The following is a 14,800-nucleotide window of genomic DNA, read 5'->3' as shown; positions in this document are numbered from 1 at the left end:
GGGGATAGGACACACCGCTTCTGGCTAGGTTCTTGTTTGTCTAAGAACAGGACCGGGAAGCGAGAAGCGGTGTGCGTGGTGTCAGCCTATGGGCCAGGGTGCTTGGTGTCGAGCACACCATCGTTGAGGATGTTGTCCTCGATGAGGCCGCGGGGACAGTGATCGTGTCGGTGCGGCCGATGAAACGCCGCGCTCACCGGTGTGGCAGGTGTGGACGGCGCGCCACCCGGTTCGACCGGGGCCGGGGACGTCGACGGTGGCGGAGCCTGGATTTGGGGACCATGCCCGTGTTCCTCGAGGCCGACGCGCCGCGGGTGCGGTGCCGGGAGCATGGGGTGGTGGTCGCGCAGGTCCCGTGGGCCCGTCACGACGCGGGCCATACCCGTGATTTCGATGCGCAGGTCGCGTGGCTGGTCACCCAATGCTCCAAGCGTGCGGTCAGCCAGCTGATGCGGATCGCGTGGCGCAGTGTCGGCGCGATCATCACCCGCGTCTGGGATGACGTGTCGCGCAGTTTTGACCGGTTCGCTGACCTGACCAGGATCGGTGTCGATGAGATCAGTTACAAACGCGGACACAAGTACCTCACCGTGGTGGTCAACCATGACACCGGACGTCTCGTCTGGGCGGCCCCGGGACGTGACAAGGCAACCCTGAACCGGTTCTTCGACGAACTGGCCGCCTCCGGTGACGCCGCTGGCCAGGATCGGGTCTCGATGATCACCCATGTCAGCGCTGACGGGGCGAACTGGATCAAAGCGGTGATCCGGGACCGCTGTCCCGAGGCGGTGTTGTGTGCTGACCCGTTCCACGTCGTCAAATGGGCCAGCGAAGCTCTCGACACGGTCCGTCGGCAGGCCTGGACCGCCGCCTCGGGACGTCGCCGTCACGACCCCACCACCGGAACCCAGCCCCGCTCGATCGGCGACGCGCAAGCGTTCCAACGAGCCCGCTACTCGCTCTGGAAGAACCCGGAGAACCTCACCGCCAAACAACAGATCCAACTCCAATGGATCGCCGTGTCACACCCGGACGTGCATCGGGCCTACCTGCTGAAGGAAGCCCTCAGGACCCTCTTCAAACTCGCCCCCGACGAAGCCGAAACAGCGTTCGACCAGTGGATCGCCTGGGCCCGACGCTCACACCTGCCCGCGTTCGTCGACCTCCAACGCCGACTCCTCAAACACCGCGACGAGATCCTCGCCTCGATCCAGCACACCATGTCGAACGGGCTGATCGAATCCGTCAATACCAAGATCCGACTCATCACCCGCATCGGCTTCGGCTTCCACGGCCCCGAACCCCTCATCGCCCTGGCCATGCTCAACCTCGCAGGCCCCAAACCCCGACTCCCCGGCCGAACCTGACCCACACATCCAGCAGAAGAGCCAGAAAACCCTGCCCGAACCCGCGGCACAGACTCCCTCATCGGCCACCCGCCACGGGGGATGAACGCGTGCGCCCGAGTGCTACCTGACGCCGCGGACCCCGGCCCCCATCGCCGCACCGACGTCTGAGAAGATGGTCGAGGCAATCACAAGGAGGACCGATGCCGGAATTTCGCTACGTTGACATGCTCCCGATCGGGAAGGACGAGACGCCTTACCGCCTGTTGACGACGGCAGGTGTGGAGCTGATCGACGGGCCCGACGGCCGGAAGTTCCTGAAGGTGGCGCCCGAGGTGCTGACGCTGCTGGCCGAGACGGCCATGCACGACATCGCGCACTACCTGCGCCCGGCGCACCTGCAGCAGCTGCGCACCATCATGGACGACCCCGAGGCCTCCGCGAACGACAAGTTCGTCGCGCTGGACCTGCTCAAGAACGCCAACATCGCGGCCGGGGCGTGCTACCCATGTGCCAGGACACCGGCACCGCGATCATCATGGGCAAGCGCGGTCAGCAGGTGCTCACCGACGGCACCGACGAGCGCCCGCTGAGCCTCGGCGTCTTCGACGCCTACACGAAGCTGAACCTGCGCTACTCGCAGAACGCCCCGCTCACCACCTGGGACGAGAAGAACACCGGCTCCAACCTGCCTGCCCAGATCGAGCTGTACGCCGACACGGCAGAAGGCCACGAGAACTCCTACAAGTTCCTGTTCATGGCGAAGGGAGGCGGCTCGGCCAACAAGTCCTACCTGTTCCAGGAGACGAAGGCGATCCTCAACCCCGACTCCATGATCGCCTTCCTCGAGCAGAAGATCCGGGCCCTCGGCACCGCCGCCTGCCCGCCCTACCACCTGGCCATCGTGATCGGCGGCACCTCCGCCGAGTTCGCCCTGAAGACGGCGAAGTACGCCTCTGCCAAGTACCTCGACACGCTTCCCACCGAGGGGTCGATGGCGGCCAACGGCTTCCGCGACCACGAGCTCGAGGAACGGGTGCTGGAGCTGACCCGCAAGCTCGGGATCGGCGCGCAGTTCGGGGGCAAGTACTTCTGCCATGACGTGCGCGTGATTCGGCTGCCCCGACACGGCGCCTCGCTTCCCGTCGCCATGGCGGTCAGCTGCTCGGCCGACCGGCAGTGCCTCGGCAAGATCACCCCCGAGGGCGTCTTCATCGAGCAGCTCGAGATGGAGCCCTCCCGCTTCATGCCCGAGACAGTGGACGCCGACCTCGACGCCGAGACCGACGGCATCACCGGCACCGGCAAGGGCGCGGTCGTCAAGATCGACCTGACCCGGCCGATGCCGGAGATCCTGGCCGAGCTGAGCCGGTTCCCCGTCAAGACCCGCGTCTCGCTCAACGGGCCGCTCATCGTCGCCCGCGACATCGCGCACGCGAAGATCAAGGAGCGCCTGGACGCCGGCGAGGAGATGCCGCAGTACCTCAAGGACCACCCCGTCTACTACGCGGGCCCCGCGAAGACGCCCGAGGGCATGGCCTCGGGCTCGTTCGGCCCGACCACCGCTGGACGCATGGACTCCTACGTCGACCAGTTCCAGGCTGCCGGCGGCTCGATGGTGATGCTGGCGAAGGGCAACCGGTCGCAGGCCGTCACGGATGCCTGCAACGCGCACGGTGGCTTCTACCTCGGCTCCATCGGTGGGCCCGCGGCGCGGCTCGCCCAGGACTGCATCAAGAAGGTCGAGGTCGTCGAGTACGAAGAACTCGGTATGGAGGCCGTCTGGAAGATCGAGGTCGAGGACTTCCCCGCCTTCATCGTCGTCGACGACAAGGGCAACGACTTCTTCGCAGAGGTGAACAAGCCGCTGGTACTCAGCATCCCCAAGCGCGAGGGCCTCTGAGCCTCAGCACCCGGGCGTAGCGCCCCGGTCCATGATCCGCGAAGCGGGCGGCACTGCATACCTGCGGTGTCGCCGCTTCGTTCTGCGTGCCGGACGGCGCCATCGCGCTGAAGTCGTCCGCGCTCCCCCGCCACGGATGGCCACCGGCCATGGCCCCACGTCACCTCCCTTCACGGTGCCAACCTGAGCGTGTGTCGGCGCCGCGATGGCGCCAGCCCACGTCGGGGAGGCTCCCTTGTTCACAGCAGACGTGCTCGCCGTCGAGCAACAGGCGCACACCGGAAGGCTGCCGCCAGATCCACAGGTGACCGGCCTGGTCAGGGCCGCCCATGCGCGCGACGCCGACCACGGCGAGGGCGTGGTGGCCGACTACATCCCGATCCTGGCAAAGGCCGATCCCCGCTGGTTCGGACTGTCGCTCGTGGGTGTGAACGGCCGCGCCTACGAGGTTGGCGGCACCACCGTCTCGCTCTCCATCCAGTCCATCTCCAAGGCGCTCGTGTTCGCCCTCGTCTGCGAGGAACTGGGGCACGAGGAGGTGCGCCGTCGGTCGGGGTGAACACACCGGCGTCGCATTCACCGTGATGGCGATCGACTCAACGACGGCAGCCCGCTCAACTCGATGCTCAATGCCGGCGCCCTCGCCACAACGGCCCTTGTCGGCGGCGAGACCGCCGTCGAGAGGTGGCAGAACATCCACGCCGACCACGGGCACGTCGACCCCTTCGAACCAGGCGTGATCCGAGGCGCCGCCGATGCTCAACAACTGGTAGTCGGATGGGGCTGTCCCGCTTCGCAGGCCACCCCTTGGAACTCGACGGCGACGTCTACCGCTCCGAGGCGCGCACGAACCACCGGAACCCCGTCGCCCCTGGCAAGGGCGTGCTCGGCGCGTTCTCGCCCCCGCTCGATGACGCCGGCAACAGCATCCGCGGCCAGCGCGCGTGCGCGCCTACCTCGCGCGCGCGCTCGGCCTCAACCTCTTCGCCTCGCACGCCGAGGGATACGACGATCAGGGAGAACGAGATGAATGCTGAGGAGCGTCGCTCCTGGATGCCGATGATCGGCCTGTTGCTCACGCAGGTGCTGATGTCGTTCAACGTCGCCGCCCTGCCCATCTTGCTTGGCGGGATCGGAAAGGACTTCGGGGTTCCACCGACGGTGGCCGGATCGACGATCGTCGTCTCCGGCCTGGCCGTCGCGGCGCTCGTGATGACGGCGCCAAGCTCGGACAGCGGGTCGGCTGGGTGCTCGTCGCGTCGGCGCAGATCATGCTGCAGGCCAACGCCGAGGCCCGCGGCGGGCTGTTCCTGTTCGGCTTCATCGACCCGTCCTACCTGGACGACCCGTGGCCCTCGGGCATCCCGGCCCAGGTCCACGGCATGGCCGACGACCCGTACATGGCCGAGGGCGACTGGGCAGCCGAAGCCATCGCAGCCCAGCACGCAAACCTGGAGATCTTCCGCTACCCCGGCACGGCGCACCTTTTCGCCGACACCTCGAGCCCCGACCACGACGAAGCGGCCACGGCCCAACTTCTTGAGCGGGCCGAGGCCTTCCTGGCCCGCCTCTGAGCAGAGTCAGCTGGGCGGGCGCCCGTAGTCGGGGGTGTCCGCCGCGGTCGGGTCCGGAGCTAACAGGGCGGCGACCTCGTCCGCAGGTCGGCGGAAGTCGGCGCCGGTCGCATGGCACACCGTCCAGGCGATCACCAGATACAGGCCGAGGTCGAGCAGACGCTCCAACCACTGACGCTGGGCCTTCGTCGTCGCGCCCTGGTACAGCGCGTCGAAGTGGGTGACGGCCCAACCCTGCATGGCGCGACGGTTCGAACGCGACCATTCCAGTCAACTCGCGATCTCCGCCTGCGTCCAGATCGCCGTCGCCTCGTCGGGGAACGCCAACCATGCCGGGAGGGCCTCCGCGCCCGAGGCCTCCAACTCCGAGAGTGCCCTCGCCACCTTCCGGTGGGCAGACAGGAAGCTCTCCATCAGCCGCTCGCCGTACCGGGCGCGACGTTCCCGTCTCGCCGCGCGCGAGGCGACGACCCAAGAGATCACCCCGCCGACGACGGCGCCGAGCAGCGCAGCCGACAGGTGGACGATCGACTCGGGGGACACCACCGAAGTGCCCGGCCGCGCAACCCCGACCGGTCACACCCGGGCAGGGTGAACACCGTTGGCCGCCCAGTCCGCGCCGGAGTAGGATCGCCGCTCCGGGCAGCCGCCCGACCTCGCGCGTCCGATGGTTCTCAGGAGTGTGAGCAGGGTGCGAAACCCGGGGCTGGACAGGAAACTTCAACAAGTTCTGGACCGGCGAATCGCTGTCCCATTTCGCCGTCCAGCTCGGCGCGGTCGCGCTGCCCGTGATCTCGGTCGACCTGCTCCACGCCAGCGAATCGCAGCTCGGCTATCTGAACGCCGCCTCGACGGCCGCCTTCCTGCTGCTCGGCCTTCCAGCCGGCGCCTGGGTCGACAGGTGGTTCAAGCGGCCGACCATGATCTGGGCGAATCTCGCGCGCGGCATCGCGATCGCGGTGGTCCCCACGCTCTACTTCCTCGGGCTGCTTGAACTGTGGCACCTCTACGTCGTGGCCGCCGTGATCGGCATCGCGACGGTGTTCTTCGACGTCGCCTACCAGAGCTTCATCCCGATGCTCGTCGCTCCTGGGCTGATCTCGCGGGCCAACTCCCGGATGGAGGCGACTGCGCAGCTGGCACGGCTCGCCGGCCCGGCGCTCGGCGGCCTGCTGCTGAAGATCGTGAGCGCCCCTGTCCTGCTTCTCGCCGACGCCGTCGGCTACCTGGTCAGCTGGTGGTTCCTCCTCGTCACGCGCGACCACGAGGCCGAGTACCGCGAGAAGCGTGGCACTCCCCCGCCGAGGAACCTGCGCCGCGAGATCGCGGAGGGGCTCGGGTTCGTGTTCCGTCAGCCGGCGATCAGCCGGATCACGCTCGCGTCGTTCCTGACGAACTTCGCCTCGACGGCGACCTTCACCCTCGTGCCCATCGTGATCCTGCGGCTGCTCGGATTCTCGGCCTTCCAGTACGGCCTGATCATGACCCTCGGCGCGGTCGGCGGCCTGCTCGGCGCCGGGGCGGCTGGCAGGATCGCACGCAGGATCGGGACGGCGAACGCTGTGCGGTTCTCCACCCTCGCCGGGGCCCTGTCCGTGTTCTGTTACCCCTTCGCTCTTGCCCTGCCCGACCGCACATCCTCACTCGTGGTGCTGATCGCCGGTTCATTCATCGGCAACGGCGCCGTGCTCACCTACAACGTGACCCAGGTCTCCCTGCGACAGCGGCTCTGCCCGCCGCACCTGCTCGGCCGGATGAACGCGTCGGTGCGTTTCATCGTGTGGGGCATCATGCCGATCAGCGCGCTGGCCGCAGGCTGGGCCAGCGAGGCGATCGGCGTGGGCAACTTCCTGTGGATCACCGCGCTCCTCGGCACCGCCGGGTTCATCCCGCTCGTCCGGCTCGGCCGCCACGTCACCGAATGAGATGAGAACTCTCTCATCCGCGCCTGACGCCCCCCTCATCCCAGGCGGGTTGAATGGTGAATCTCTGAGGGAGGAAAGATGCAGAAGAAGCGGATCCTTGGCGTCGGCATCGTCGTGGTGCTCGGCCTGTTGGCGGGCTGGGTCGTGACCGCGCTCGCCTCACCGGACGGCGACCCCGATCCCGAACCTGCGATCGTCGTCTCCCAGCCCGGCTCCGCACCTACCGCCGGTCCGTCCGGCTCAGCCACCCCCGCAGGCACCCGGACGCCCGATACGCCGAGCCCGACGGCCGACGCTGCGAGCGCGACGCCCACCCCGACTCCGTCGACCGCTCCGAAGACCAGCGCCGCGGCGAGCACGCCCGCCAGCGCGAGCGCTCCGCGAACCGTCAAGCCGCCCCGCCCGAAGCCGGCACCGGTCACCGCCACCAACGACGATGACGATGACGATGATGCGAACGACGTCGACGACGATGATGACGGCGACGACGGCTGAGCCGACTCCGCCTCAGACCAGTCGGTAGCCCATCCCCCGGACCGTCTCGAAGCGCTCCTTGCCCAGCTTCCCGCGCAGGTAGCGGACGTAGACGTCGACCACGTTCGAACCGGGGTCGAAGTCGAACCCCCAGACGTTGCTGAGCAGCTGTTCTCGGCTGAGCACCTGGCCCGCGTTGCGCAGGAAGGTCTCTGCGAGCGTGAACTCGCGCGCCGACAGATCGACCCACTCCCCGTCGACCTGCGCCTTACGGGTGCGGAAGTCCAGCGTCAGCCCGTTGTGGCTGAGCTGCGTCGCCCCGTCCTGCGCGTTCGGCCGCTCAGAGCGCAGCCGCAGCCGGATCCGGGCAAGGAGCTCCTCGAACGAGAACGGCTTCGGCATGTAGTCATCGGCCCCGCCCTCTAGGCCGGCGACCCGGTCCTCCACCGACGAGCGGGCCGTCAGCATGATCACCGGCACGGTCACCCCTTGGCCACGGATGCGTTCCAGCACCTCGAAGCCGTCGAGGTCGGGCAGGCCGACGTCGAGGATCACGAGATCGAAGTTGCCGTGGACGGCGAGCGTCGCGCCCTCCGCCCCCGAGGCCGTCTGGTGGGACGTGAAGCCCGCCGACTTCAGGCCCTTGGCGATGAAGGACGCGATCCGCGCCTCGTCTTCCACGATCAGAACTGTGCTCACTGCTCAGGTTCCTTCGGCTGGGGTTCATTGGCTGGGGCGAGCGGGACGACCATGGTGAAGGTCGACCCGATCCCCTCGGTGGACTGGATGTCGAGCCGCCCGCCGTGCGCGACGAGGATCGACTCGACGATGCTGAGGCCGAGCCCGGCACCCTGCGCATGCGACGACGCCTCCCGCCCGCGGCCGAAACGCTCCCGGACATGGTCGAGCTGGTCGGCGGCGATCCCGATCCCCTGGTCCCTGACCCACAGCTCCGCCTCGCCCCGGTGGATCCTCGAGCCGAGCCCGATGACCGATCCGTCGTCGGAGTACTTGACGGCGTTGGCCGCCAACTGGAGCCAGGCCTGGGTGATGCGCATGGGATCGACCCACGCCTCGGAGGCGGCGACGCTCTCCAGCCGCCACCGACGGTTGCCGAGGGTGCGCGCCTTCTCGAGGGTCTGGTCGGTCAGCGGGGCCAGATCGGTCCAGGCGGGCACGACGAAGTCCGACTGCCCAGCCTTCGCGAGCACGAGCAGGTCGTTGATCAGCACGCCCATCCGGTCGACCTCGTCGATGGCGAGGTCGCGGGTGGCGACGACGTCAGACGGGTCGGACGGGTCGACCAGCTCGAGGTGGCCGCGCACGACGGTGATCGGGGTGCGCAGTTCGTGGCCGACGTCGTCGAGAAGTTGGCGCTGGTCCCCGACGGTGCGCTGAACTCGGTCGAGCATCCGGTTGACGGTGCCGGTGAGGGCCGCGAGCTCGTCGCGGCCGCGGACCGGGACCCGGGTGGTGAGGTCGAGTTCGTCGATCGAGTCGACCGCACGGCGCAGTTCCTCGATCGGCCGGAGCAGTCGGCCGACGAGCGGCCAGGCGATCAGCGCGACGAGGGCGAGCAGCACGCAGGCGACGACCGCGTAGATGAGCATGGTGCCGCGCAGCGGCTGCATCATCGCCCGCATGTCGTAGGCGTAGACGAGCGCCCCCTGCGAGGTGCCGAACTGGACCGGAGCGACCAGCACGCGATAGCGCCGTTGATCCGTCGAGATGCTGGTGATCACCACCTCGTTTCCGACGGCGTGCGGGCTGACCGCCTCGATCAACTGGGGATCGTCCTGGAGGCGAAGCGCGGTCACCCCTTCTGGGACGAGCGCCACCCGGTCGCCGGTGAAGACGACCTCGCCCTCGGTCTCGCCGATCACGGTGCGCTCCATGAAGGTCTGCAGCAGGTCGGCGGGCTCCGCGAACGGTTTGCCTGTCTCCGGATCGACGCCCTTGTCGGCCAGCACCCGCAACTCGTCGCGGATGCGCATCAGCCGCTGATCGACGCTCGACTCGACGTTGCGGCTCTCGATCACCGCGACGATGGCCCCCGCCGCGATCAGGGCGAGCCCGGTGAGCAGGATCATCGGCACCATGATCCGGGTGCGGAGGCTCGCCTTTGCCGCCTGCTCACTCTGCGGGGTCATGGGACCATCCTGCCCGCCGCGCGGGCCGCGCAGTCGCGTCCGCTCAGCTCCATGGCTGCGATGGTCGCCGATCCTACTGAGCCGAGGATGAGGGATTTCTGAGAGCTCTCTCATCTGAGCGCGGGTCATCCGCATGAGGAACCTCTCACCTCCACGGGGCTGGTGCCCTCATGTTCGGCCGGTGTGATGGAACACATCAGCCACTACGAAGGAGACGAACCATGGCGATCAAGAAGACCACCCCCTGGATCCTGGCCGGAGCGTTCGGGATCGCCGCTGTCGGCGGCGGACTGCTCACCTCGTACGCAGCCCCGCAGGACGCTCAGCCCGCCAGCACCTACGCCCCGGCGATGCCCGCACCCGCCATCCAGACGGCCTCCCCCGACTCGCCGACCTCGCCGGCATCCCCGGCTCCGGTCGCTCCCGCCCCGGTCAGCACCCCGCTGAACGACGACCGCTGGGACGACGACGATGATGACCGCTGGGACGACCTGAATGACGATCGGGACGACCGCTGGGACGACGACCGCGACGATTCCCGCGACGACGATTCGGACGACCGCGATGACTCCGATCGTGAAGACGACCGCGACGACCGCTGGGACGACGACACGGACGACCGCGACGATGCCCGCGACGCGGACGATGACCGCGATGACTCCGATGATCGGGACGACGCGGACGACGAGCGGGACGACTCCCATGACGACGCGGACGACTCCGACGACGACGGGGACGACGACTGACCACCCGGCTCGGGCACGGGAGGACTGAACGATGGCCAGCAGGTCAACGACAGCTCTGATCGTCGGGGCCTGCATCGTCGGTGCCGGGTTCATCGCGGGCCTGGTGGCCCTCCTGATCCCACCGGCACCGGGTGGGTCCGGGCCCACCTCCTCCAGCCAAGGCGAGGCGGCAACCAGTGCGCGCCCCACACCTACCTCGGGCACCACGACCCCTGTCGCCACCCCGGCTCTCCCCGAGGCGACAGAGGCGGGCAGCGTCCCGCCGGAGGGGCCGGTGGTCGGCGACGATGCGTTGCCGACCACCTCGGCCCCGCCCCTTGCGTCAGCGCCGTCAGTTGCTCCTTCGACAAGCCCGTCGGCGCGTCTTGGGAGCAGCTCGGACGGCGACGACGACACGGACAACGGCCACAGCCGCAAGGACGACCACGACCGCGGCGACGACGACCCCCACGATGGGAACGAGCGAAGCGACAGGGACGATCACGATGACCACGACAGGGATCAGGATGACGCCCGCCACGACGGAGATGCCCGCGACGACGGTGACGACCGCGACGACTGAGCCAGGCCTGCCGCGACTCGACGGCGTTGCCCGGTCTGACCTGCAACAATCGGGGGCATGCTGCTGACCCTCACCTCGACCGCCGCCCAGGCGAGCGACCTCGGATACCTGCTCCACAAGCATCCCGACCGGGTCCAGCAGTTCGACCTTTCCTTCGGCTCTGCCTTCGTCCACTACCCGGAGGCCACCGCCGAGCGCTGCACCGTCGCGCTGCAGATCGAGGTCGACTCGATCTCGCTGGCAAGGCGCCGCGGGCGCAGGGGCGATCCGGGCAGCATCGCCAGCTACGTCAACGACCGCCCTTACGCGGCGGGCTCGATGCTCTCCGTCGCGATCGGACGCATCTTCAGCACGGCCATGCGCGGTACCTGCACCGCCCGTCCGGAGCTCCCCGACGTCCGGCTTCCCCTCAGGCTTCACCTCCCCGCCGTCGCCGCGCGGGCTGGTCGCGGCGATGAGGGCGGGGCCGACCTCGTCGAGCGGCTCTTCGCTCCTCTCGGCTGGAGCGTCGAGGTGGGCGTCTCGGAACTCGCCCCGGGCCTCGGCTGGGGAGATTCTCCCTACCTGGACCTCACCCTCACCGGCGACCAGCGGCTCGCCGACGCGCTCAGCCACCTCTACGTCCTGCTGCCAGTTCTGGACGACGCGAAGCACTACCACGCGTCCATGGAGGAGGTGGACAAGCTGATCCGCCGCGGCGAGGGGTGGCTTGCCACCCATCCCGAGCGCGACCTCATCACGCGCCGGTACCTCGCCGCCCGGCGCGACTGGGTCGACGACGCGCTCACCCGGCTCGATGCCCTCGACGACCGCGTGGAGGAGGCCCCTACTGACGAGGACGCGCCGCCCCCACCGCTCAAGCTGCGCCGCCTGGACGCCGTCCTCGACGCCCTGCGCGACGTCGACGCCCGCAGCGTCGCAGACGTCGGCTGTGGCGAGGGCTTCTACCTGCGCGCCCTGCTCGACGACCCGCGGTTCACGCGGATCCTCGGCCTTGACGTCTCGGCGCGCGAGCTCGACCGCGCCGAGCGCAAGCTCGGGCTGGAGCGCCGTTCCGACCAGCAGCGGGCCCGGATCTCCCTGAAGCAGTCGTCGGTCACCTACATCGATGACGACCTCAGCGGCTTCGACGCCGTCCTTCTCGTAGAGGTCGTCGAGCACATCGAGCCCAACCGGCACGACTCGCTGGAGCGCTCCGTCTTCAGCGCCGCCCGACCCCGCCACGTCGTGGTGACCACGCCCAACGTGGAGCACAATCATCTGTTCGGGATGGCACCGGAAGAGCTTCGGCACCCCGACCACCGCTTCGAGTGGACGCGCGAGGAGTTCCGGACCTGGGCCGACGGCGTCGCCTCGCGGACCGGCTACACGGTGGAGTATCGGCCGGTCGGCGACGAGGACCCCGAATCCGGCCCGCCGACGCAGCTCGCCCTGTTCACCCGCATCGACGAGAGGAGCCACCGTGGCTGAGATCCGCATCCCCGAGCTCTGCCTCGTCGTCCTGATCGGCGTCTCCGGTTCGGGAAAGTCGACCTTCGCGGCGCAGAAGTTCTCCCCCTTCGAAGCGGTCAGCTCCGACTTCTGCCGTGCCCTCGTCTCGGGAGACGAGAACGACCAGAGCGCCTCCGCCGACGCCTTCGACGTCCTGCACCACCTCGTCGGGGTGAGGCTGCGCCGCGGCCTGCTCACGGTCGTTGATGCGACGAATGTGTCAAAGGATGCCCGCGCCAACCTGATCCGCGTCGCGCGCGATCACGACGTGCTTCCCGTGGCGATCGTGCTCGACGTCGACCCTGCGACGGCGATCGCGCGCAACGAGTCGCGCGCGGACCGCCAGTTCGGCCCCGGACCCGTCCGGCGCCAGGAGGCGCAGCTGCGCAAGTCGCTCAGGGGGCTGCAGCGCGAGGGCTTCCGCGTCGTGCACACCCTGAGCTCCCCGGAACAGATCGAGGCAGCCGAGATCGTCCGCGAGCCGCTGCTCAACGACCACCGCGACCAGCACGGCCCCTTCGACATCGTCGGAGACGTGCACGGCTGCCTGGACGAACTGGTCGAGCTGCTCGATCGCCTCGGCTACGCCGTCACCACCGACGCCGAGGGTCGACCGGTCGACGCCGAACACCCAGACGGTCGCACGGTGGTCTTCGTCGGCGACCTCGTCGACCGGGGCCCCTCCAGCGTCGGCGTCCTGAGGCTGGCGATGGGCATGACGGCCTCCGGCAACGCGCTGGCAGTGCCGGGCAACCACGAGGCGAAGCTGATCCGGGCGCTCGACGGCGCGAAGGTCAAGGCCACGCACGGCCTGGAGACGACGCTCGCGGAGCTCGAGCGGGAGACGCCCGAGTTCCGTCGGGCCGTGCGCGACTGGTGCTACTCGCTCGTCTCACACCTGGTGCTCGACGACGGGAACCTCGTCGTCGCCCACGCCGGGCTCAAGGAGACCTATCACGGAAGGGCCTCGGGGCGCGTCCGCCAGTTCGCGCTCTACGGCGACACCACCGGCGAGACCGACGAGTTCGGGCTTCCCGTGCGCTACCCCTGGGCGGACGAGTACCGCGGCCGGGCGATGGTCGTCTACGGTCACACGCCGACCACGAGGCTCGAGTGGATCAACAACACGCTCTGCCTCGACACGGGCTGCGCGTTCGGCGGTCGGCTCTCTGCGCTGCGCTACCCGGAGCGCGAGACGGTGCAGGTCGACGCCCACGCCGTCCACTACGAGCCGGCCAAGCCGTTCACCACGTCGACGGGGCGCGGCACCGACGAGCTCCGGCTCACCGACGTGCTCGGCCAGCACCACGTCGAGACGGCGCACCACGGAAGGGTGGCCGTGCGGGCGGACTCGGCGGCCGGGGCGCTCGAGGTGATGAGCCGCTTCGCGCTGCATCCCTCCCTCGTGCCGTATCTGCCTCCGACCATGTCGCCGGTCGCGTCGTCCCGGCGTGACGGGTACCTCGAACACCCGGACGGGGCCTTCTCGCAGTACCGGGCATGGGGCGTCGACGAGGTGCTCTGCGAGGAGAAGCACATGGGCTCGCGGGCCGTCGTGCGGCTCCACCCAGAGCTCGGAGCCGTCTACACGCGCACCGGCCGCGCCTTCTTCCCCGACGACCTGCAGCGACGCTTCCTCGACCGCCTCACGACGGCCGCCACCGAGGCGGGCCTGTTCGCCGAGTTCGACACCGACTGGCTGCTCTTCGACGCGGAGATCCTGCCCTGGTCGATGAAGGCTGGCCCCCTCCTGCGCGAGCAGTACGCCGCGACCGGTTCGGCCGGAACCCAGGCGCTGACCGCCGAGGTCGAGGCGCTCGAACGCTCGGCCGCGCGGGGCCTCGACGTGTCCGACCTGCTCGAGCGGACCCGCTTCCGCGCCGACGCCATGGCCAGGTACAACCAGGCCTGGCGGCGCTACGCCTGGCCGACCGATGGCCTCGACGGCATCCAGATCGCCCCGTTCCAACTGCTCGCGGCCGAGGGCGCGACCTTCGCCGACCGGGACCACCTGTGGCACCTGTCCCTCGCCGACCGGCTGGTCGAGGCCGATCCGGCCCTCGTCCGGCCGACCAGACGGCTGCGGGTCGCGACTGGCGATGAGGCGAGCACCGACGCCGGTGTGGCCTGGTGGGAGGACCTGACGGGAGCCGGTGGCGAGGGGATGGTGGTCAAGCCGCTCGCGAACCTGGTGCGGCACCCCCAGCTGGTCCAGCCGGGCCTCAAGGTGCGAGGCCGCGAGTACCTGCGCATCATCTACGGCCCCGACTACCTCGCTGAGCACAACCTGACGCGCCTGCGGGACCGGAACCTCGGAAAGAAGCGCTCCCTTGCGCTGCGCGAGTACGCGCTGGGGCTGGAGTCGCTCGACCGCCTGGTGCGGGGAGAGCCGCTGTGGCGGGTCCACGAGGCGGTCTTCGCCGTCCTCGCCATGGAGTCGGAGCCCGTCGACCCGCGGCTCTGACCCTCGGCAGGTGTGCACAGTTCACACGGCGTGGGGACTCGGGCTGTGCTGCGCCACCCTGGCGGAGCTCCTCTGGCCTCTGCGCCGGGTTCCCGCCTGACGGAGCCACACGACGCAAAACGCCCTGCCAGGTCCGCATCGCCCCGATCGGGAGGTCGGACGCCC

At 69.2% G+C, this 14,800-nt stretch carries 15 protein-coding genes and 1 pseudogene; 11 read left to right on the top strand and 5 right to left on the bottom strand.

The window, feature by feature from the left end:
- Positions 1-71: 71 nt before the first annotated feature.
- The 4 genes and pseudogenes from BW733_RS09350 (at position 72) to BW733_RS18965 (ending at position 3,808) form a co-directional block, all read left to right on the top strand.
- Positions 72-1,367 (top strand): ISL3 family transposase, encoded by a 1,296-nt coding sequence (locus BW733_RS09350; RefSeq protein WP_077349928.1) that lies wholly within the window; start codon positions 72-74, stop codon positions 1,365-1,367.
- A gap of 182 nt (positions 1,368-1,549) precedes the next feature.
- A pseudogene (locus BW733_RS20225) lies at positions 1,550-2,469 on the top strand (fumarate hydratase); the annotation flags it as partial.
- Between the two features lie 27 nt (positions 2,470-2,496).
- Positions 2,497-3,249: a FumA C-terminus/TtdB family hydratase beta subunit gene (locus BW733_RS20220; RefSeq protein ID WP_443081362.1), complete on the top strand. Its 753-nt coding sequence runs from the start codon at positions 2,497-2,499 to the stop codon at positions 3,247-3,249.
- A gap of 235 nt (positions 3,250-3,484) precedes the next feature.
- A complete protein-coding gene (locus BW733_RS18965) occupies positions 3,485-3,808 on the top strand; it encodes a glutaminase (RefSeq protein WP_202970158.1) in 324 nt (107 codons plus the stop codon).
- Between the two features lie 268 nt (positions 3,809-4,076).
- Here BW733_RS18965 and BW733_RS19395 read toward each other — a convergent pair whose 3' ends face one another.
- Positions 4,077-4,328 (bottom strand): hypothetical protein, encoded by a 252-nt coding sequence (locus tag BW733_RS19395; protein ID WP_237268140.1) that lies wholly within the window; start codon positions 4,326-4,328, stop codon positions 4,077-4,079.
- A gap of 168 nt (positions 4,329-4,496) precedes the next feature.
- Between BW733_RS19395 and BW733_RS09330 the strand changes: the two genes are divergently transcribed.
- A complete protein-coding gene (locus BW733_RS09330) occupies positions 4,497-4,823 on the top strand; it encodes a dienelactone hydrolase family protein (RefSeq protein WP_202970157.1) in 327 nt (108 codons plus the stop codon).
- A gap of 6 nt (positions 4,824-4,829) precedes the next feature.
- Here BW733_RS09330 and BW733_RS09325 read toward each other — a convergent pair whose 3' ends face one another.
- Together BW733_RS09325 and BW733_RS17865 are read right to left on the bottom strand one after the other, a co-directional pair.
- Positions 4,830-5,063 (bottom strand): hypothetical protein, encoded by a 234-nt coding sequence (locus tag BW733_RS09325; protein WP_077349927.1) that lies wholly within the window; start codon positions 5,061-5,063, stop codon positions 4,830-4,832.
- A 30-nt stretch (positions 5,064-5,093) separates the two neighbouring features.
- Positions 5,094-5,366, bottom strand: coding sequence for a hypothetical protein (locus BW733_RS17865; RefSeq protein ID WP_152024643.1), 273 nt, complete (start codon positions 5,364-5,366; stop codon positions 5,094-5,096).
- 203 nt (positions 5,367-5,569) lie between these two features.
- Here BW733_RS17865 and BW733_RS09315 point away from each other — a divergent pair, with 203 nt between their 5' ends.
- Complete coding sequence (locus tag BW733_RS09315; RefSeq protein ID WP_077349923.1) at positions 5,570-6,748, top strand: MFS transporter; 1,179 nt, start codon at positions 5,570-5,572, stop codon at positions 6,746-6,748.
- 78 nt (positions 6,749-6,826) lie between these two features.
- Entirely contained in the window at positions 6,827-7,243 is a 417-nt protein-coding gene (locus BW733_RS09310) for a hypothetical protein (protein ID WP_077349921.1), read from the top strand.
- Positions 7,244-7,255: 12 nt separating this feature from the next.
- Here the strand turns inward: BW733_RS09310 and BW733_RS09305 are convergent, their stop codons facing one another.
- On the bottom strand, positions 7,256-7,921 hold the full coding sequence (locus BW733_RS09305; RefSeq protein WP_077349919.1) for a response regulator transcription factor: 666 nt from the start codon (positions 7,919-7,921) through the stop codon (positions 7,256-7,258).
- Positions 7,918-9,372: a sensor histidine kinase gene (locus tag BW733_RS09300; RefSeq protein WP_077349917.1), complete on the bottom strand. Its 1,455-nt coding sequence runs from the start codon at positions 9,370-9,372 to the stop codon at positions 7,918-7,920. The genes BW733_RS09305 and BW733_RS09300 overlap by 4 nt, the downstream gene beginning before the upstream one ends.
- A gap of 221 nt (positions 9,373-9,593) precedes the next feature.
- Here BW733_RS09300 and BW733_RS09295 point away from each other — a divergent pair, with 221 nt between their 5' ends.
- Genes BW733_RS09295 through BW733_RS09280 form a run of 4 tightly spaced genes read left to right on the top strand, consistent with a single transcriptional unit; the run spans position 9,594 to position 14,635 of the window.
- Positions 9,594-10,118, top strand: a complete 525-nt coding sequence (locus BW733_RS09295) for a hypothetical protein (RefSeq protein WP_077349915.1) — start codon at positions 9,594-9,596, stop codon at positions 10,116-10,118.
- Between the two features lie 31 nt (positions 10,119-10,149).
- Positions 10,150-10,680: a hypothetical protein gene (locus BW733_RS18260; RefSeq protein WP_077349913.1), complete on the top strand. Its 531-nt coding sequence runs from the start codon at positions 10,150-10,152 to the stop codon at positions 10,678-10,680.
- Positions 10,681-10,737: 57 nt separating this feature from the next.
- Positions 10,738-12,150, top strand: a complete 1,413-nt coding sequence (locus BW733_RS09285; protein ID WP_077349911.1) for a 3' terminal RNA ribose 2'-O-methyltransferase Hen1 — start codon at positions 10,738-10,740, stop codon at positions 12,148-12,150.
- Positions 12,143-14,635, top strand: a complete 2,493-nt coding sequence (locus tag BW733_RS09280; RefSeq protein ID WP_077349910.1) for a polynucleotide kinase-phosphatase — start codon at positions 12,143-12,145, stop codon at positions 14,633-14,635. Before BW733_RS09285 ends, BW733_RS09280 begins: the two co-directional genes overlap by 8 nt.
- The last annotated feature ends 165 nt before the right edge of the window (positions 14,636-14,800 follow it).

Origin of the sequence: Tessaracoccus flavescens, assembly GCF_001998865.1 — a bacterium.
Taxonomy (GTDB): domain Bacteria; phylum Actinomycetota; class Actinomycetes; order Propionibacteriales; family Propionibacteriaceae; genus Arachnia; species Arachnia flavescens.
Note: the sequence above shows the minus strand (reverse complement) of the source record. Positions and strands in the feature narration are given on the sequence as shown.

Bases quoted from the DNA above. Each gene is read 5' to 3' on its own strand.
- BW733_RS09285 (WP_077349911.1), top strand. From the start codon at position 10,738: ATGCTGCTGACCCTCACCTCGACCGCCGCCCAGGCGAGCGACCTCGGA.
- BW733_RS18260 (WP_077349913.1), top strand. From the start codon at position 10,150: ATGGCCAGCAGGTCAACGACAGCTCTGATCGTCGGGGCCTGCATCGTC.
- BW733_RS09300 (WP_077349917.1), bottom strand. From the start codon at position 9,372: ATGACCCCGCAGAGTGAGCAGGCGGCAAAGGCGAGCCTCCGCACCCGG.
- BW733_RS09295 (WP_077349915.1), top strand. From the start codon at position 9,594: ATGGCGATCAAGAAGACCACCCCCTGGATCCTGGCCGGAGCGTTCGGG.
- BW733_RS09325 (WP_077349927.1), bottom strand. From the start codon at position 5,063: ATGCAGGGTTGGGCCGTCACCCACTTCGACGCGCTGTACCAGGGCGCG.
- BW733_RS20220 (WP_443081362.1), top strand. From the start codon at position 2,497: ATGGCGGTCAGCTGCTCGGCCGACCGGCAGTGCCTCGGCAAGATCACC.
- BW733_RS09310 (WP_077349921.1), top strand. From the start codon at position 6,827: ATGCAGAAGAAGCGGATCCTTGGCGTCGGCATCGTCGTGGTGCTCGGC.